Source organism: Streptomyces sp. NPDC058326 (genome assembly GCF_042879855.1).
Taxonomy (GTDB): Bacteria; Actinomycetota; Actinomycetes; order Streptomycetales; family Streptomycetaceae; genus Streptomyces.
The window spans coordinates 286,065-303,110 of sequence record NZ_JBHVZO010000001.1; the positions used below are offsets into that span (position 1 = coordinate 286,065).

A 17,046-nucleotide genomic window follows, 5' to 3' on the forward strand; every position below is an offset into this window, starting at 1 on the left:
ACCGTGTACCGGTTCCGGGCCCCTCTCTCCGCGTCCTAGGCCTGCGGCAGGTTCGCCAGCTGGGCCTCGATGCGGGCGATGTCCTCGTCCGCCTTGGCGAGGCGGGTGCGGATCTTGTCGACCACGTTGTCCGGGGCCTTGGCGAGGAAGGCCTCGTTGCCGAGCTTTCCGTTCGCCTGGGCCTTCTCCTTCTCCGCGGCCGCGAGGTCCTTCGCGAGGCGCTTGCGCTCGGCGGCCACGTCGATGGTGCCCGACAGGTCGAGCGCGACGGTGGCGCCGGCGACCGGCAGGGAGGCCGTGACGGAGAAGCCCTCGCCCTCCGGCTGGAGGCGCAGCAGCTGGCGGATGGCCGCCTCGTGCGGTGCGAGCGCGGTGCCGGTCACGTCGAGGCGGGCCGGGACCTTCTGGCCGGGCTGGAGCCCCTGGTCGGAGCGGAACCGGCGGACCTCGGTGACGACCTGCTGAACGAGCTCGATCTCCTGCTCGGCGGCCTCGTCGCGGAAGCCACTGTCCTTCGGCCAGTCGGCGACGACGAGGGACTCTCCGCCGGTGAGGGTCGTCCACAGGGTGTCGGTGACGAAGGGGACGATCGGGTGCAGGAGCCGCAGGGTGACGTCGAGGACCTCACCGAGGACACGGGCCGAGACCTTGGCCTGCTCGCCGCCCGCGAAGAACGTCGTCTTGGACAGCTCGACGTACCAGTCGAAGACCTCGTCCCACGCGAAGTGGTAGAGGGCGTCGGCGAGCTTGGCGAACTGGTAGTCGTCGTAGTACGCGTCCGCCTCGGCGACCACCTTGTTCAGGCGCGACAGGATCCAGCGGTCGGTCGCCGTCATCTCGGAGACGTCCGGCAGCGGGCCCTCGACCGTGGCGCCGTTCATCATGGCGAAACGGGTCGCGTTCCAGATCTTGTTGGCGAAGTTGCGGGAGGCCTGGACCCAGTCCTCGCCGATCGGGACGTCGACGCCCGGGTTGGCGCCCTTGGCCAGGGTGAACCGCAGGGCGTCGGAGCCGTACTTGTCCATCCAGTCCAGCGGGTTGACCGTGTTTCCGAACGACTTCGACATCTTCTTGCCGAACTCGTCGCGGACCATGCCGTGGAACGCGATCGTGCGGAACGGCGGCTGACCGTCCATCGCGTACAGACCGAACATCATCATCCGGGCGACCCAGAAGAACATGAGGTCGTAGCCGGTGACCAGGACGGAGTTCGGGTAGAACTTCTCCAGGTCCGGGGTCTTCTCCGGCCAGCCCATCGTCGAGAACGGCCACAGGCCGGACGAGAACCACGTGTCGAGGACGTCGGTGTCCTGGGTCCAGCCCTCGCCCGTGGGCGGCTCCTCGTCGGGGCCGACGCAGACCAGCTCGCCGTCGGGGCCGTGCCAGACGGGGATGCGGTGCCCCCACCACAGCTGGCGCGAGATGCACCAGTCGTTGAGGTTGTCGACCCAGTCGAAGTACCGCTGCGACATGTCTGCCGGGTGGATGTTCACCTGGCCGTCGCGGACCGCGTCACCGGCGGCCTTGGCGAGGGTCTCGACCTTGACCCACCACTGCAGGGAAAGACGCGGCTCCAGCGTCGTCTTGCAGCGCGAGCAGTGGCCGACGGAGTGGACGTACGGACGCTTCTCGGCGACGATCCGGCCTTCGGCGCGCAGGGCGGCGACGATCGCGGAGCGTGCCTCGAAACGGTCCAGGCCCTGGAAGGGGCCGTGGACGGTGATGACACCGCGCTCGTCGAGGACCTCGATGGATTCGAGGTCGTGGCGCTGGCCGATGGCGAAGTCGTTCGGGTCGTGCGCCGGGGTCACCTTGACGGCGCCGGTGCCGAACTCCGGGTCGACGTGCGTGTCGGCGACGACCGGGATCGTCCGGTCGGTCAGCGGCAGCTTGATCCGCTTGCCGATCAGGTGGGCGTAGCGCTCGTCGTCGGGGTGGACGGCGACGGCGGTGTCGCCGAGCATCGTCTCGGCGCGGGTCGTGGCGACGACGATGGTGTCGTCGCCCTCGCCGTACTTCATGGAGACGAGCTCGCCGTCGTCGTCCTGGTAGTCGACCTCGATGTCGGAGATGGCCGTCAGACAGCGCGGGCACCAGTTGATGATGCGCTCGGCGCGGTAGATGAGGCCGTCGTCGAACATCTTCTTGAAGACGGTCTGGACGGCGCGGGACAGGCCCTCGTCCATGGTGAAGCGGTCCCGGCTCCACGCCAGGCCCTCGCCGAGGCGGCGCATCTGCCCGGCGATCTGACCGCCGGACTCGGCCTTCCACTCCCAGACGCGCTCGACGAAGGCCTCACGGCCCAGGTCGTGGCGGGACTTGCCCTCCTTGGCGAGCTCGCGCTCGACGACGTTCTGGGTGGCGATGCCGGCGTGGTCCATGCCGGGCTGCCAGAGCGTCTCGAAGCCCTGCATGCGCTTGCGGCGGGTGAGGGCGTCGATCAGCGTGTGCTCGAAGGCGTGGCCCAGGTGGAGCGAGCCCGTGACGTTCGGCGGCGGGATGACGATGGTGTACGCGGGCTTCTCGCTCTTCGCGTCGGCCTCGAAGTACCCCCGCTCCACCCAGCGCTCGTACAGCGGCCCCTCTACCTCGGCCGGCGCGTACTGGGTCGGCAGTTCGGTGGTGGGCGCTGTCTGCTGCTGAGTGTTCTCGGTCACGGGGCCAGTTTAGGGGTGTCGCCGCCCTGTCCTGAAACGCTTTGGTTCGGTAACGGTGTGGCCCCCGCCGCACTTCCCGGCCGGCGGTTCCGTCAGGATGTTCGGCAGGCATAAACATCCTGTGAGGGGAACCTGTCGATGAGCTACAACCAGCCCGGCCCGTACGGCGGCCAGCCGCCCCAGCAGCCCGGCCCCTACGGCCAGCCGGGCCCGTACGGCCAGCAGCCGCAGCAGCCGGGCCCGTACGGCCAGCCGCAGGCTCCCCAGCCGGGTTACGGATACCCCCAGCAGGCGCCGCAGGGCGTCCCCCCGCAGCAGCCTCCCTACGGCTACCCGCAGCAGCAGCCGGGCCCGTACGGCCAGCAGCCCCCGTACGGCGCCCCCCAGGGCCCCGGCGGCTACGTCCCGCACCCGCCGGCCCCGAAGAAGTCCAAGGCCGGCTGGATCATCGGCGCGGTCGCGGTGGTGGCGGCGATCGGCGTGGGCGCGTACTTCCTGTTCGGCGACGGTGGCGGTGCCTCGGTCGCGAACGACGGCCCGCACAAGCTGATCACCCCGGAGACCGTGCTCACGGAGTACAAGAAGTCTCCCAACAAGGCGGGCTCGTCCGACAAGGAGTCCCTGAAGGAGGCCGAGAAGAACGGCGTCAAGAACGCCACGGAGGTCGAAGGCAGCTGGGAGGTGAAGAACGCGGCCAACCCGCTCGGGGGCAAGATGCTCTCCCTCACCGGTCTCTACGGCGAGATCGACGACCCGGAGAAGGTCGTCGACGCCATCTTCGCCTACACCAAGGTCGAGGCGGAGAAGGATAAGAGCGACGCCGAAGCACCGGAGCTGGTCGGCAGCCCGCAGGCTTACACCCCGGCCGAGCTCGACGGCGCGGTCCTGAAGTGCCAGCAGCTCAAGACCAAGGCCGACCCGGCCACGAGCGTCCCCTCGATGACCATCACGATGTGCGTCTGGGCCGACCACAGCACGGTGGGCCTCGTCGTCCCGGTCGACATGGCCTCCATGCTCACGGGCAAGGGCACCTCCGCCGAGGACGCCGCCGCGACCACCGCCAAGCTCCGCAAGGAAGTCCGCGTCAAGCTCTGAGCCGGTGACCGGACATGAGTGAGGGGGTCCCGCCTTTCGGGCGGGACCCCCTCACTCATGACGCTTCCGACCGTCAGGCCGACTTCTCGTGCCTGCCGTCGTTCTTCACGATCCGCGGGACCAGCGTCGGGTTGACGTTGTTGCGGACGACGTCCGCCGTGATGACGACCCGGGCCACGTCCTTGCGGGACGGGACCTCGTACATCACCGACTGGAGGACCTCCTCCATGATGGCCCGCAGGCCACGCGCGCCGGTGCCGCGGAGGATCGCCTGGTCGGCGATGGCCTCCAGGGCCGGGCGGTCGAAGTCCAGCTCCACGCCGTCGAGTTCGAAGAGGCGCTGGTACTGCTTCACCAGCGCGTTCCGCGGCTCGACCAGGATCTGGAGGAGCGCCTCGCGGTCCAGGTTGTGGACGGAGGTGAGGACCGGGAGACGGCCGATGAACTCCGGGATCATCCCGAACTTCACCAGGTCCTCCGGCATGACCTCCTGGAACTGGTCGCTCGCCTCGATCTCGCGCTTGGAGCGGATGGTCGCTCCGAAGCCGATGCCCTTGGCGCCCGCCCGCGACTCGATGATCTTCTCCAGGCCGGCGAACGCGCCGCCCACGATGAAGAGCACGTTCGTCGTGTCGATCTGGATGAACTCCTGGTGCGGGTGCTTCCGTCCGCCCTGCGGGGGGACCGAGGCCGTCGTGCCCTCGAGGATCTTCAGGAGGGCCTGCTGCACGCCCTCACCGGACACGTCGCGCGTGATCGACGGGTTTTCGCTCTTACGGGCGACCTTGTCGATCTCGTCGATGTAGATGATCCCGGTCTCGGCCTTCTTGACGTCGTAGTCGGCGGCCTGGATCAGCTTGAGGAGGATGTTCTCGACGTCCTCGCCGACATAGCCGGCCTCCGTCAGCGCCGTCGCGTCGGCGATGGCGAACGGGACGTTGAGCATCCGGGCCAGGGTCTGCGCGAGCAGCGTCTTCCCGGAGCCCGTGGGGCCGAGCAGCAGAATGTTGGACTTCGCCAGCTCGATGGCGTCGTCCCGGCCCTGCGCGCCGCCGTTCTCGCCGGCCTGGACGCGCTTGTAGTGGTTGTACACCGCGACCGACAGGGCCTTCTTCGCGGGCTCCTGCCCGACGACGTACCCCTCGAGGAACTCGTAGATCTCGCGGGGCTTGGGAAGTTCCTCCCAGCGCACCTCGCTCGTCTCCGCGAGTTCTTCCTCGATGATCTCGTTGCAGAGGTCGATGCACTCGTCGCAGATGTACACACCGGGTCCCGCGATGAGCTTCTTCACCTGCTTCTGGCTCTTTCCGCAGAACGAGCACTTGAGCAGGTCGCCGCCATCACCGATGCGTGCCACGAGGTGCTTCCCCTTCGCCTGGGAGCGCTTGGTTCAGCGACTCCTGGTGCCTCATATTCGACGGTACCTTGCCGGGCCCCCCGTTCGGGCCCCCCTTGGCACGGTTCACATGGTCGTGATTCGGCCACGCGGACCGTGCCAGGGGAAGGTCGGCGTCAGTGTGCCGCGGCGGACGTGCTCTTACGGGTCGAGACGATCTGGTCGACCAGGCCGTACGCGAGCGCGTCCTCGGCCGTGAGGATCTTGTCACGCTCGATGTCGTCGCGGATCTTCTCGATCGGCGTCGAGGAGTGCTTGGCCAGCATGTCCTCCAGCTGGGTGCGCATGCGCAGGATCTCCCTGGCCGCGATCTCCAGGTCGGAGAGCTGCTCACGGCCGGTGCCGCCGGAGGGCTGGTGGATCAGCACACGGGCGTTCGGCAGGGCCATCCGCTTGCCCGGCGTACCCGCGGCGAGCAGCACGGCCGCGGCGGAGGCCGCCTGGCCCATGCAGACCGTCTGGATGTCCGGCTTCACGAACTGCATCGTGTCGTAGATGGCGGTCAGCGCGGTGAAGGAGCCACCGGGGCTGTTGATGTAGATCGAGATGTCGCGGTCCGGGTCCATCGACTCCAGGCACAGCAGCTGCGCCATGACGTCGTTCGCCGAGGCGTCGTCGATCTGCACGCCGAGGAAGATCACGCGCTCCTCGAAGAGCTTCGCGTAGGGGTCGTACTCGCGGATGCCCTGCGACGTGCGCTCGACGAAGCGCGGCACGACATAGCGGTTGTCCATCGGCGCGCCGGTGTAGAGGCCGCTCGCGGAGAGGTTGTTCTGCATCTGGGTGTTCACCGTCCTGGTGGCGTTCGGTGGGCTGGGGCTCTTGAGCGGACTGCCGGGGCTCAGGCGCCCGTGCCGCCGCCGCCCGGAACGCCCGAAGCGGCAGAGATGATCTCGTCGATGAGGCCGTAGTCCTTGGCCTCCTCCGCGGTGAACCAGCGGTCGCGGTCACCGTCGCGGATGATCGCCTCGACGGTCTGGCCGGAGTGCAGCGCGGTGATCTCGGCCATGCGCTTCTTCGTACGGAGAAGGTACTCGGCCTGGATCTTGATGTCCGAGGCGGTGCCACCGATACCGGCGGAGCCCTGGTGCATCAGGATGTCAGTGTTCGGCAGGGCGAAGCGCTTGCCGGCGCTGCCGCCGGTGAGCAGGAACTGGCCCATGGAGGCGGCCATGCCCATGCCGATGGTGACGACGTCGTTCGGGATGTACTGCATGGTGTCGTAGATGGCCATGCCGGCCGTCACGGAGCCACCGGGGCTGTTGATGTAGAGGAAGATGTCCTTGTCCGGGTCGGCGGCCAGGAGGAGCATCTGGGCGGTGATCTTGTTGGCGATCTCGTCGTCGACCTGCTGGCCGAGGAAGATGATGCGCTCGCCGAGCAGCCGGTTGTAGACATGGTCGCCGAGGCCGCCACCGATGGACGGCTCACCCGCGGCGTAAGGCTTCAGATTCGTCACGTATCCACCTGCTCGTCTCCGACGGCCGGGGCCGTCTCAGCGTCTCGTTCTGAGGGCACTGCCCTCGTATTCATGGACCCTAACGCGCAGGTAGGACAGAGCCATCCCGGTTCCCGAACTGTTCGCTGGGAGCGCAAGGTAGTTGGGGCGCGCGGAGGGTCCGCGTACGTCCACGGGCCCGTACGCACCGGAAGTGCGTACGGGCCCGTGGCACAGGGTCCGCGCGGGGCGGAGGCCCCTTACTTGTCCTCGGAGACCTCGGCCTCGCCGGTGACGGCCTCGACGGCGTCGGCGGCGGTCTCGGTCTCGTCCTCGTCGTCCGAGAGGTCGACGACCTCACCGTTGGAGTCGACGACCTTGGCGGCCTCGACGACGACCGCGAGGGCCTTGCCGCGGGCGACCTCGCCGACGAGCATCGGTACCTGGCCGCCCTCGGCCACGGCCTGGGCGAACTGGTCGGGGCTCATGCCGGAGGAGGCGGCACGGCGGAACAGGTGCTCGGTGAGCTCCTCGCGGGAGACGTCGAGCTTCTCCTTGTTGACGAGCTCATCGAGGATGAACTGCGTCTTGATGCCCTTCTCGGCCTGCTCCTTGGTCTCGGCCAGGAACTCTTCCTCGGTCTTGCCCTGGATCTCCAGGTACTTCGCGAGGTCGAGGCCCATCTGGCCGAGCTGGTGGTGCTCCAGGTTGTGCTTGCGGGTGTTGATCTCGTCCTCGAGAAGCTTCTCGGGCATCGGGACCTCGACCAGCTTGAGGAGCTCGTCGAGGACGCGCTCCTGGGCCTGGGTGGCCTGGTCGAACTGCTTCATGTTCTCGAGGCGCTTGCGGCTGTCGGCCTTGAGCTCGTCGAGGGTGTCGAACTCCGACGCCATCTGCGCGAACTCGTCGTCCAGCTCGGGAAGCTCACGGGCGGCGACCGTGGTGACCTTGACGGTGACCTCGGCGTCCTTGCCCTCGGCGGAGCCGCCCTTCAGCTGCGAGGTGAAGGTGGCCTCGCCGCCGGCCTCCAGGCCCTTGACGGCCTCGTCGATGCCGTCGAGCAGCTCGCCCGAGCCGATGGTGTACGAGACACCGTCGGCGACACCGTCGGGGAGGACCTCTCCGTCGACCTTGGCCTCCAGGTCGATGGTGACGACGTCCCCGTCCTGGGCGGCGCGCTCGACCGGGGAGGTCGAGGCGAAGCGCTCACGGAGCTGCTCCACGGACTTCTCGACGTCCTCGTCGGTGACCTCGACCGCGTCGACGGTGACCTCGATGCCGGAGTAGTCCGGGATCTCGAGCGCCGGGCGGATGTCGACCTCGGCGGTGAAGGCCAGCAGCTCGCCGTCCTTCAGCTCCGTGATGTCGACCTCGGGCTGGCCGAGCGGGTTGACCGAGGCCTCGTTGACCGCCTCGGTGTAGAACTTCGGGAGCGCGTCGTTGACGGCCTCTTCCAGCACGGCGCCGCGGCCGAACCGCTGGTCGATCACGCGAGCAGGGATCTTGCCCTTACGGAAGCCCTTGACCGTGACCTGCTGGTTGATCTTCTTGTACGCCGCGTCGAGGCTGTCCTTGAGCTCCTCGAAGGGCACCTCGACAGTGAGCCGAACCCGAGTCGGGTTCAGGGTCTCCACGGCGCTCTTCACGGTTCGGTCTCCTTGTGGCTGATTCCTGGAATCCACCGGCGCCGCGTGTGGCGGTTCCGGCGGGTCGGCCCGGTCAGAAAGACACACGGGCACGCAGCTTGCATAGTAACCGCAAGCGGGATGACGCCCACAACGTGATCAAGAACGCGAGGTGGGCCGCGCGATCGTCATGGTCGGGGTGGCGGGATTTGAACCCACGGCCTTCCGCTCCCAAAGCGGACGCGCTACCAAGCTGCGCCACACCCCGTCGGTGCGACACGTAGGGTACATGGACGGGGACTGTCCGGCGCCCCTCGATTTCGAGGTGTGCACGAACGGCCCCGGAGGCGCTACCATGCTCTTCGTGCCGCGGTCCTCCTGACCTGCGGCGCGATGCTGTGCGGGTGTAGCTCAATGGTAGAGCACTAGTCTTCCAAACTAGCTACGCGGGTTCGATTCCCGTCACCCGCTCCACAGGTCCACGGCCCGGTTCGCCTCGCGCGATCCGGGCCGCGGTCGTTCCCGGCCAAGCGCCGGCCGGACCCGCCGGTCCGCGTCACACGAAGGGCCCCCGCCGGTCTCGGTGGGGGCCCTTCGTCGTACGACGCGCTCGTTCAGAACTTTATCGAGGCGACCGTCTGCGTTATCGAGTCCAGGAAGCGCTGGATGTCGTCCGCCATGCCGGTGGAGGCGAGGAAGAAGCCGAAGAGGACCGCGACCACGGCCGGGCCGCCCTTGAGGTTCCCCCCACGGATCAGCACCACCAGGATGATTGCCAACAGCAACACCACAGACAGTGAAATGGCCACAACTGATCACACCCTCGGTCGGTCCCGCCTCGCCCACCAGGGAGCCCGTGTCCCGGAACACCCCCCGCTGCCTCCATCGTGCCACCAACCCCCCTGCCCTCGCTGCCGGGTGACGAATCGTCTCGGCGCGAGCGGGCGGGGAAAGCGAGACAACTGGCAAGACGCCCCTAGGCGGGACGGGAGATGAGGAGAAGGGCGCGGTCGTCGTTGACGTCCTTGGCCACCGCTTCGATCAGGTGCCAGGCGACGCCCTCGAAGCCGTCGGCGACGCAGCGGTCGGCCTCGCCCGTGAGGCGGTCGATGCCCTCGGCGATGTCCCGGTCCGCGGCCTCGACCAGGCCGTCGGTGAAGAGCATGAGGACGTCGCCGGGGCGCAGCGAGCCCTTGACCGGGTGGAAGTCCGCGCCGTCGTAGACGCCGAGCAGGGGGCCTTCCGCGGCCTTCTCCTCCCAGCGGCCGTTGCCCGCGTGGAGCTGGAGGGCGGGGAGGTGGCCGGCGGAGAAGAGTTCGTAGTCCCCGGACTCCAGGTCGAGGACGAGGTGGATGGAGGTGGCGAAGCCCTCGTCCCAGTTCTGGCGGAGCAGATAGCCGTTGGCGGCGGGCAGGAAGCCGTGGGGCGGGAGCGAGCCGAGGAGGCCGCCGAAGGCTCCGGAGAGCAGCAGGGAGCGGGAGGCGGCGTCCATGCCCTTGCCGGAGACGTCGGTGAGGACGACCTCCAGGGTGCGGCCGCCGTGGGTGCGGGCGGCGACGACGAAGTCGCCGGAGAAGGACTGGCCGCCGGCCGGGCGCAGCGCCATCTCGCGGTGCCAGCCCTGCGGGAGGCGGGGCAGGGCGCTCTGGACGCGGATGCGTTCGCGGAGGTCGAAGAGCATGGTGCCGCCGCGCCGCCAGGGCACGCCGACCCGTGCCCTGAACTGGGCGATGAGCAGTCCGAAGAGTCCGCAGGCGGCGACGACGAGGACGGTTCCGGGGGTGACCCGGGCGGGGCCCTGGGTGTACGGGCCGAGGACGACGGACTCCACGATGAGGGCGCCCGCGGCGGCCGCGTACAGGCCGAGCAGGCTCGCCGGGCGCAGCAGCAGGCCGCCGGCCACGATGGGCAGGACGAGCACGGTGGGCGCGCACCAGACGGGGTCGAGGAGGGTTCCGCAGGCGATGGCCGGAATCATCAGGAGGAGTCCGGCGAAGGCGAGCCAGTCGGAGCCGTCCCCGCGGAAGTAGTCGACGCCGGATCTGCGCAGCGCGGTGCGGGCCCGGCGGGCGCGTCTGCGCAGGCGGGCCGCGTACGTGTTCACTCCGGCGCGGTGTCCCATTGGCCTGGACCCTATCCATCCCGTCCGACATCGCGCAGGGGTACCCCGGTGACAATGTGCGCGAAAACGGGTCGCCCCGGGCGGGCGCCGCTGATAACGATGGCATATGACGACTGAACTGCGGGTTCTCGACCCGGCTGAGTGGGACCGCTGGTACGGGGTGTTGGAGCTTGCGTTCGGGGGTGTGCCGGAGGAGCCGGAGGAGCGACGGCTCTGGCAGGACCTGACCGAACACGAGCGGTTCCTCGGGGTCTGGGACGGGGAGGTGCCGGTGGGTACGGCGGGGGCGTTCTCGTTCGGTCTCACGGTGCCGGGCGGGGCGTCGGTGCCGGCGGCCGGGGTGACGATGGTGAGCGTGGCGGGGACGCACCGCCGGCGCGGAATCCTGACCTCGATGATGCGGCGGCAGTTGGAGGACGTACGGGCGTGGGGCGAGCCGCTGGCCGTCCTGACGGCCTCGGAGGCGGAGATCTACGGGCGGTTCGGGTACGGCGCGGCCTCGTACACGGCGCACGCGACGATCCCCACGGACCGGGTACGGCTGACGGTCCCTGCGGGCACGGACGCGGTGACGCTGCGGGCCGCCGACCCGGCGGAGGCCGCGGCGGCGTGCGAGGCGGTGTACGCGTGTCTCGTGCCGTCCCGGCCCGGAATGCTCGCCCGGCGGCCCGGGTGGGAGCGGCTGCCGCTGCTCGACCCGGCGGGGAGCCGGGAGGGCGCGTCGCCCCGGCAGTGCGTGCTGGCGGAGCGGGGCGGGGAGGTCGTGGGCTTCGTGCGCTACGCGATCAAGCCGGACTGGTCGTTCGCCGGGGCCGACGGGACGGTGGCGGTGCACGAACTGATGGGGCTCGACCCGGCGGCGGATGCGGCGCTGTGGCGGTTCGTGTGCTCGGTGGACCTCACCACGAAGGTACGGATCCACAGCCGGCCCGTGGACGACGCGTGGCTGGGTCTCGTGACGGACGTGCGGCGGTGTGAGCCGACCCTGCGGGAGGCGCTGTTCGTGCGGCTCGTGGACGTGGGCGCGGCGCTGGAGGCGCGGACGTATCAGGCGCCGGTGGACGTGGTGTTCGAGGTCGAGGACGCGTTCTGCCCGTGGAACGAGGGGCGTTGGCGGCTGACCGGGGACGCGAAGGGTGCGACCTGTGTCCGTACGGAGGACACGGCGGACGTCGCTCTTTCCGTACGGGAGTTGGGGGCGGCGTACCTGGGCGGGACCTCGCTGGTGTCGCTGGCCGCCGCCGGGCGCGTGCGGGAGCTTCGGGAGGGGGCGCTCGTCGAGGCGTCGGTGGCGTTCGGGTCACCGGTCGCGCCGTGGCTGCCGCACGGGTTCTAGTAGGGGTGTGTTGTCGATCAGGCCGCGAACCCGGCCTGATCGACAAGAACCCCCTGGAGGGACGCGACCCTCAGGACTGCTGGCAGGTGGGGCACCAGAAGAGGTTGCGGGCGGCGAGGTCCGCCGTGCGGATCTCCGTGGTGCAGAGGTGGCAGGGCATCGTCGCGCGGCGGTAGACGTAGACCTCGCCGCCGTGGTCGTCGACGCGCGGCGGGCGGCCCATGGCCTCGGGGGTGTGCTCGGGGCGGACGGTGTCGATGCGGTTGAGTCGGACGCCCTCGCGCATCAGCGTCTTCAGGTCGGTCCAGATCGCGTCCCACTCCCCCGCCGTGAGGTCCCTGCCCGCGCGGTACGGGTCGATGCCGTGCCGGAAGAGGACCTCGGCGCGGTAGACGTTGCCGACGCCGGCGATGATCTTCTGGTCCATGAGCAGGGCGGCGATGGTGCTGCGGGACTTCGAGATCCGGCGCCAGGCCTTGTCGGGGTCGTCGCCGTTCCTGAGCGGGTCCGGGCCCAGGCGCTCGTGTATCGCCCGCTTCTCCGCGTTCGTGATGTACGCGCAGGTGGTGGGGCCGCGGAGGTCGACGTAGCCCTCGTGGTCCGCGAGGCGCAGCCGGACGGTGTCCGTGGGCGGCGGGGCGGGCGCGTCGCCGAAGTTCACCTTGCCGAAGAGGCCCAGGTGGATGTGGATCCATTCCCTGTCCTCGAAGCCGAGGAAGAGGTGTTTGCCGTGGGCCTCGGTGGTCTCGAGGACGGCGCCGTCGAGCAGCGCCGCCGAGTCCGCGAACTTGCCCTGCGGGCTGGTCACCCGCACGGACCGGCCGCCGAACCGTTCCCTGTGGTCGGCGGCCAGCCGGTGGATCGTGTGCCCCTCGGGCATCAGGCGGTCGGCTCCTGCGGGTGGTGGGCCGGGATCGGGGGGAGCTCGCCGGTGGTCTCGTACGCGGTGAGCATGTCGATGCGGCGGGTGTGACGCTCGTCACCGGAGTACGGGGTGGTCAGGAAGATCTCGACGAACTTGGTCGCCTCTTCCCGGGTGTGCATCCGGCCGCCGACGGAGATCACGTTGGCGTTGTTGTGCTCGCGGCCGAGGGCGGCGGTCTGCTCGCTCCAGGCGAGGGCGGCGCGCACCCCCTTCACCTTGTTCGCGGCGATCTGCTCGCCGTTGCCGGAGCCGCCGATGACGATGCCCAGGCTGTCCGGGTCCGCGGCCGTCTTCTCGGCGGCGCGCAGGCAGAACGGCGGGTAGTCGTCGAGGGCGTCGTAGATGTGGGGACCGCAGTCGACGGGCTCGTGGCCGTGTGCCGTGAGCCACTCGACGAGGTGGTTCTTGAGTTCGTATCCGGCGTGGTCGGAACCGATGTAGACGCGCATGGTGCCGAGTGTGGCATGTCCGGGACCGGGTAGCAGGCAGCGGGGTCGGGACGTTCACCTGGCCTGGTACGGACTTTCGGCTCTCGCGAGGCCGTCCGTACAACGATCCGGAATGAGGTCTTCCGATCATCCCGGTTCGCGGTGTTCAATGCTCAGGCTCGCGACCCGAGCGCCCCCCACACACGAGGAAGCGTTCATGAACACGCAACCGACCCTGACGAAGGACGGCGAGGAGACCGGTACCCCCGGGACACCGCACTCCTCCGACGGCCTCAAGGCCGGGCTCAAGAACCGTCACCTGTCGATGATCGCCATCGGTGGTGTCATCGGCGCCGGCCTGTTCGTCGGCTCCGGCTCCGGCATCGCCGCGGCCGGCCCCGCGATCCTGCTCTCGTACGCACTCGTCGGCACCATGGTCGTCTTCGTCATGCGGATGCTCGGCGAGATGGCCGCCGCCCGGCCCTCCTCCGGCTCCTTCTCCGCCTACGCGGACCGGGCCCTCGGCCGCTGGGCCGGTTTCAGCATCGGCTGGCTCTACTGGTTCTTCTGGGTCGTCGTCCTCGCCGTCGAGGCGACGGCGGGCGCCAAGATCCTGGAGAGCTGGATCCCGGCCGTGCCGCAGTGGGGCTGGGCGCTCATCGTCATGGTGGTGCTGACCGCCACCAACCTCGCCTCGGTCGCCTCGTACGGCGAGTTCGAGTTCTGGTTCGCCGGCATCAAGGTCGTCGCCATCGCCGCCTTCGTCGCCATCGGACTCCTCGCGGTCTTCGGCGTGCTGCCCGGCTCGGACAACCCGGGCGCCGGGTTCGCCCACCTCACCGACTCCGGGGGCTTCTTCCCGATGGGTGCGGGAGCGATCCTCACCGGTGTGCTGATGGTCGTCTTCTCCTTCATGGGCAGCGAGATCGTCACCCTCGCCGCCGGCGAGTCCGAGAACCCGCAGAAGGCGGTCACCAAGGCCACCAACAGCGTGATCTGGCGGATCGGCGTCTTCTACCTGGGCTCGATCTTCGTCGTCCTCACCCTGCTGCCGTGGAACGACAAGTCGATCGTCGACAAGGGCTCGTACGTCGCCGCGCTCGACTCCATCGGCATCGCACACGCCGGCCAGATCATGAACGTGATCGTCCTGACGGCCGTCCTGTCCTGCCTGAACTCGGGCCTCTACACCGCCTCCCGCATGGCCTTCTCGCTCGGGCAGCGCGGTGACGCGCCGAAGTCCTTCGCCAAGGTCAACAAGCGGGGCGTGCCGACCGCCGCGATCCTCGGCTCGGTCGTCTTCGGCTTCGTCGCGGTCTTCTTCAACTACAAGTGGCCGGACACCGTCTTCGCGTTCCTGCTGAACTCCTCCGGCGCGGTCGCGCTCTTCGTCTGGCTGGTCATCTGTGTGACGCAGCTGCGGATGCGCGGCATCATCCTGCGCGAGACGCCGGAGAAGCTCGTCGTCCGGATGTGGCTCTTCCCGTATCTGACCTGGGCGACGATCGCCATGATCGTCTTCGTCCTCGGCTACATGCTGTACGACGGCGGCAGCGCCCGCGAGCAGGTCGTGCTCTCGCTCCTCGTCGCCGCGCTCGTGATCGCGGTCGCGCTGGTCAGGGAGCGGTTCGCGAAGGCCGTGCGGGACTGATCCCGTACGTACGCGAGAGGGCCCGCCGTTCCTCGGGGGAACGACGGGCCCTCTTCGTGTGCGTACGGGGCTCAGCCCTTGCGGCCGAGGAGCTTCCACGCGGCCGGCAGGGCGCCCATCGCGAGGGCGGCCTTGAGGGCGTCGCCGATGAGGAACGGGGTCAGGCCCGCGGCGACGGCCTGGCCGAGGGTCATGCCGGTGGCGAGCGCCAGGTAGGGCACGCCGACCGCGTAGATGATCGCCGAGCCGAGGATCATCGCGCCGGCCGTGCGGAGCACCGAGCGGTCGGCGCCGCGGCGGGCGAGGGCGCCGACGACGGTCGCGGCGAGGAGCATGCCGAGGATGTAGCCGAAGGACGGCATGCCGTAGCCGGAGGTGGCCTGCGCGAACCACGGCACGCCCGCCATGCCGGCCACCGCGTACAGGGCCAGGGCGAGGAAGCCGCGGCGGGCCCCGAGGGCGGTGCCGACGAGCAGGGCGGCGAAGGTCTGGCCGGAGACCGGGACCGGGGAGCCGGGGACCGGGACCGAGAGCTGCGCGGCGAGGCCGGTGAGGGCGGCGCCGCCGACGACGAGGGCGATGTCGCGGGTGCGGCTCGACGGGAGCAGGTCGGCGAGGACGGTGCCCGCACGGAGGGTACGGGCGGGGGCTGCGGCGGTGCTCATCGGTACTCCGCGAGGGTGAGGGTGGGCGGGACAGGTTGACGGTATGCCAGGAGTGAACGCCCGATCACCGTCAGCCGCCGACAAAGCGTGAGCCAGCCACTTCATCAGGTTCCGACAAAGAGCGGATCCATGCCGGATTCCATGAAGTGCGCCACGTGACCCTCGTCACTGGCAACTCTCCGGGAGACGTCCCTTTTGCGCCAGAGGGAGGTCAACAGAGAGACTGTGGAGTCTCCATAAAGGCCCCTTACCCGAGAGCGCGAGCCCCTCACCATGCGCGACGCCCCGCCGTCCCCTCTGGTCACCGAACCGGAGCCCCTCTCCCACGGCCTGAAGCAGCGTCATCTGACGATGCTGGGTCTCGGCGGCGTGATCGGCGCCGGACTCTTCGTCGGCTCGGGCGCGGGCATCGCCGTCGCCGGGCCCGGCATCGTGGTCTCGTATCTGCTGGCCGGCGCGCTCGCGATGCTGGTCATGCGGATGCTGGGCGAGATGTCGGCGGCGATGCCGGCGTCGGGAGCCTTCTCGGTCCACGCCGAACGGGCGCTCGGCCGGTGGGCGGGCTTCTCGGTGGGCTGGCTGTACTGGTTCCTGCTCGTGGTGGTCCTGGCCGTGGAGGCGACGGGCGCGGCGCACATCGCGCACGGCTGGGTGCCGGAGGTCCCGCAGTGGGGCTGGGTGCTGGTCTTCATGATCGTGTTCACCCTCGCCAACCTCGCGGCGGTGAAGAACTTCGGCGAGTTCGAGTTCTGGTTCGCCGCCCTGAAGGTCGGGGCGATCGTCCTCTTCCTGATCCTCGGGACTCTGGCGATCGTCGGCCGGCTCCCCGACACCGATCCGGTGGGGACGGCCAATCTGACCGGGCAGGGCGGTTTCCTGCCGAACGGCTGGGAGGGGGTCGTCTCCGGTGTCCTCGCCGTCGTCTTCGCCTTCGGCGGTCTGGAGGTCGTCACGATCGCGGCGGCCGAGTCCGACGACCCGGCGCGGAACGTGGCGCGGGCGGTGCGCAGCGCGGTGTGGCGGATCCTCCTCTTCTACGTGGGTTCGATGCTGGTCATCGTGACGCTGCTGCCGTGGACCTCGATGAGGCCGGGCGAGTCGCCGTACGTGGCGGTCCTGGACGCGATCGGGGTGCCGGCCGCGGGCCAGATCATGAACGTGGTGGTGTTCGTGGCGCTGCTTTCGGCGCTCAACGCGAACCTGTACGGCTCCTCCCGGATGGTGTTCTCGCTGGCGGAGCGCGGGGAGGCGCCGAAGGGGCTGCTGCGGGTCTCGAACGGTGGTGTGCCGCGGCGGGCGGTGCTCGCCTCGGTCGCCTTCGGCTTCGTCTCCGTACTCCTCAATCTGAAGTGGCCGGATTCCGTCTTCCTCTACATGCTCAACGCGGTCGGGGCGGTACTGCTCTTCGTCTGGGCGCTGATCGCGGTCTCGGAGCTGCGGCTGCGGCGCCGGATCGAACGGGAGGCGCCGGAGACGCTGACGCTGCGGATGTGGGGGTTCCCGTGGCTGACGTGGGTGGCGCTCGCCGCGATCGCCGCGGTGCTTGTCCTGATGCTCTGGGACGACGGTGCGCGGCCGCAGGTGCTGTGGTCGGGGGCGGCGACCGGGGCGGTGCTCCTGGTGGCGTGGGTGCGGGAACTGCGTACGAACCGGAACTAGACCTTCACGATGTGTGAGGCTCGTGACCGTATAGCGGACTCCGGTTCCC

At 69.4% G+C, this 17,046-nt stretch carries 14 protein-coding genes and 2 tRNA genes; 5 read left to right on the forward strand and 11 right to left on the reverse strand.

The window, feature by feature from the left end:
* Positions 1 to 35 precede the first annotated feature (35 nt).
* A complete protein-coding gene (locus ACFVYX_RS01240; RefSeq protein WP_389679189.1) occupies positions 36 to 2,657 on the reverse strand; it encodes a valine--tRNA ligase in 2,622 nt (873 codons plus the stop codon).
* A 138-nt stretch (positions 2,658 to 2,795) separates the two neighbouring features.
* Between ACFVYX_RS01240 and ACFVYX_RS01245 the strand changes: the two genes are divergently transcribed.
* Complete coding sequence (locus ACFVYX_RS01245; protein WP_389679190.1) at positions 2,796 to 3,752, forward strand: hypothetical protein; 957 nt, start codon at positions 2,796 to 2,798, stop codon at positions 3,750 to 3,752.
* A gap of 73 nt (positions 3,753 to 3,825) precedes the next feature.
* Here ACFVYX_RS01245 and clpX read toward each other — a convergent pair whose 3' ends face one another.
* From clpX to ACFVYX_RS01270, 5 genes are all read right to left on the reverse strand, one after another.
* On the reverse strand, positions 3,826 to 5,109 hold the full coding sequence (clpX, locus tag ACFVYX_RS01250; protein WP_015033605.1) for an ATP-dependent Clp protease ATP-binding subunit ClpX: 1,284 nt from the start codon (positions 5,107 to 5,109) through the stop codon (positions 3,826 to 3,828).
* 155 nt (positions 5,110 to 5,264) lie between these two features.
* A complete protein-coding gene (locus ACFVYX_RS01255) occupies positions 5,265 to 5,927 on the reverse strand; it encodes an ATP-dependent Clp protease proteolytic subunit (RefSeq protein WP_389679492.1) in 663 nt (220 codons plus the stop codon).
* A 62-nt stretch (positions 5,928 to 5,989) separates the two neighbouring features.
* Positions 5,990 to 6,607, reverse strand: a complete 618-nt coding sequence (locus ACFVYX_RS01260) for an ATP-dependent Clp protease proteolytic subunit (protein ID WP_389679192.1) — start codon at positions 6,605 to 6,607, stop codon at positions 5,990 to 5,992.
* A 239-nt stretch (positions 6,608 to 6,846) separates the two neighbouring features.
* Positions 6,847 to 8,232: a trigger factor gene (tig, locus tag ACFVYX_RS01265; RefSeq protein ID WP_389679193.1), complete on the reverse strand. Its 1,386-nt coding sequence runs from the start codon at positions 8,230 to 8,232 to the stop codon at positions 6,847 to 6,849.
* Positions 8,233 to 8,402: 170 nt separating this feature from the next.
* Positions 8,403 to 8,479: transfer RNA gene (locus ACFVYX_RS01270), tRNA-Pro, on the reverse strand.
* A gap of 132 nt (positions 8,480 to 8,611) precedes the next feature.
* Here ACFVYX_RS01270 and ACFVYX_RS01275 point away from each other — a divergent pair.
* Positions 8,612 to 8,685: transfer RNA gene (locus ACFVYX_RS01275), tRNA-Gly, on the forward strand.
* A 140-nt stretch (positions 8,686 to 8,825) separates the two neighbouring features.
* Here ACFVYX_RS01275 and ACFVYX_RS01280 read toward each other — a convergent pair.
* Positions 8,826 to 9,020 (reverse strand): hypothetical protein, encoded by a 195-nt coding sequence (locus tag ACFVYX_RS01280; RefSeq protein ID WP_015033610.1) that lies wholly within the window; start codon positions 9,018 to 9,020, stop codon positions 8,826 to 8,828.
* 167 nt (positions 9,021 to 9,187) lie between these two features.
* Positions 9,188 to 10,333, reverse strand: a complete 1,146-nt coding sequence (locus ACFVYX_RS01285; RefSeq protein WP_389679194.1) for a PP2C family protein-serine/threonine phosphatase — start codon at positions 10,331 to 10,333, stop codon at positions 9,188 to 9,190.
* A 106-nt stretch (positions 10,334 to 10,439) separates the two neighbouring features.
* Between ACFVYX_RS01285 and ACFVYX_RS01290 the strand changes: the two genes are divergently transcribed.
* The gene (locus ACFVYX_RS01290; RefSeq protein WP_389679196.1) at positions 10,440 to 11,669 is read left to right on the forward strand and encodes a GNAT family N-acetyltransferase; all 1,230 of its coding nucleotides are present in this window, start codon (positions 10,440 to 10,442) and stop codon (positions 11,667 to 11,669) included.
* Between the two features lie 70 nt (positions 11,670 to 11,739).
* Here ACFVYX_RS01290 and ACFVYX_RS01295 read toward each other — a convergent pair whose 3' ends face one another.
* Both ACFVYX_RS01295 and ACFVYX_RS01300 read right to left on the reverse strand, forming a co-directional pair.
* A complete protein-coding gene (locus tag ACFVYX_RS01295) occupies positions 11,740 to 12,549 on the reverse strand; it encodes an Fpg/Nei family DNA glycosylase (RefSeq protein WP_389679197.1) in 810 nt (269 codons plus the stop codon).
* On the reverse strand, positions 12,549 to 13,043 hold the full coding sequence (locus ACFVYX_RS01300; protein WP_389679198.1) for a ribose-5-phosphate isomerase: 495 nt from the start codon (positions 13,041 to 13,043) through the stop codon (positions 12,549 to 12,551). Before ACFVYX_RS01300 ends, ACFVYX_RS01295 begins: the two co-directional genes overlap by 1 nt.
* Before the next feature lie 196 nt (positions 13,044 to 13,239).
* On the opposite strand from ACFVYX_RS01300, the gene ACFVYX_RS01305 reads away from it, so the two are divergent.
* Positions 13,240 to 14,673, forward strand: coding sequence for an amino acid permease (locus tag ACFVYX_RS01305; RefSeq protein WP_389679199.1), 1,434 nt, complete (start codon positions 13,240 to 13,242; stop codon positions 14,671 to 14,673).
* 71 nt (positions 14,674 to 14,744) lie between these two features.
* Here ACFVYX_RS01305 and ACFVYX_RS01310 read toward each other — a convergent pair whose 3' ends face one another.
* The gene (locus ACFVYX_RS01310) at positions 14,745 to 15,338 is read right to left on the reverse strand and encodes a biotin transporter BioY (protein WP_389679200.1); all 594 of its coding nucleotides are present in this window, start codon (positions 15,336 to 15,338) and stop codon (positions 14,745 to 14,747) included.
* A gap of 273 nt (positions 15,339 to 15,611) precedes the next feature.
* Between ACFVYX_RS01310 and ACFVYX_RS01315 the strand changes: the two genes are divergently transcribed.
* Positions 15,612 to 16,997, forward strand: coding sequence for an amino acid permease (locus tag ACFVYX_RS01315; RefSeq protein ID WP_389679201.1), 1,386 nt, complete (start codon positions 15,612 to 15,614; stop codon positions 16,995 to 16,997).
* The last annotated feature ends 49 nt before the right edge of the window (positions 16,998 to 17,046 follow it).

What these genes read in the sequence shown, in the direction of transcription:
- ACFVYX_RS01305 (WP_389679199.1), top strand. Translation starts at nt 13,240, where the DNA reads ATGAACACGCAACCGACCCTGACGAAGGACGGCGAGGAGACCGGTACC.
- ACFVYX_RS01310 (WP_389679200.1), bottom strand. Translation starts at nt 15,338, where the DNA reads ATGAGCACCGCCGCAGCCCCCGCCCGTACCCTCCGTGCGGGCACCGTC.
- ACFVYX_RS01245 (WP_389679190.1), top strand. Translation starts at nt 2,796, where the DNA reads ATGAGCTACAACCAGCCCGGCCCGTACGGCGGCCAGCCGCCCCAGCAG.
- ACFVYX_RS01255 (WP_389679492.1), bottom strand. Translation starts at nt 5,927, where the DNA reads ATGCAGAACAACCTCTCCGCGAGCGGCCTCTACACCGGCGCGCCGATG.
- ACFVYX_RS01285 (WP_389679194.1), bottom strand. Translation starts at nt 10,333, where the DNA reads ATGGGACACCGCGCCGGAGTGAACACGTACGCGGCCCGCCTGCGCAGA.
- ACFVYX_RS01295 (WP_389679197.1), bottom strand. Translation starts at nt 12,549, where the DNA reads ATGCCCGAGGGGCACACGATCCACCGGCTGGCCGCCGACCACAGGGAA.
- ACFVYX_RS01315 (WP_389679201.1), top strand. Translation starts at nt 15,612, where the DNA reads ATGCGCGACGCCCCGCCGTCCCCTCTGGTCACCGAACCGGAGCCCCTC.
- ACFVYX_RS01300 (WP_389679198.1), bottom strand. Translation starts at nt 13,043, where the DNA reads ATGCGCGTCTACATCGGTTCCGACCACGCCGGATACGAACTCAAGAAC.
- ACFVYX_RS01290 (WP_389679196.1), top strand. Translation starts at nt 10,440, where the DNA reads ATGACGACTGAACTGCGGGTTCTCGACCCGGCTGAGTGGGACCGCTGG.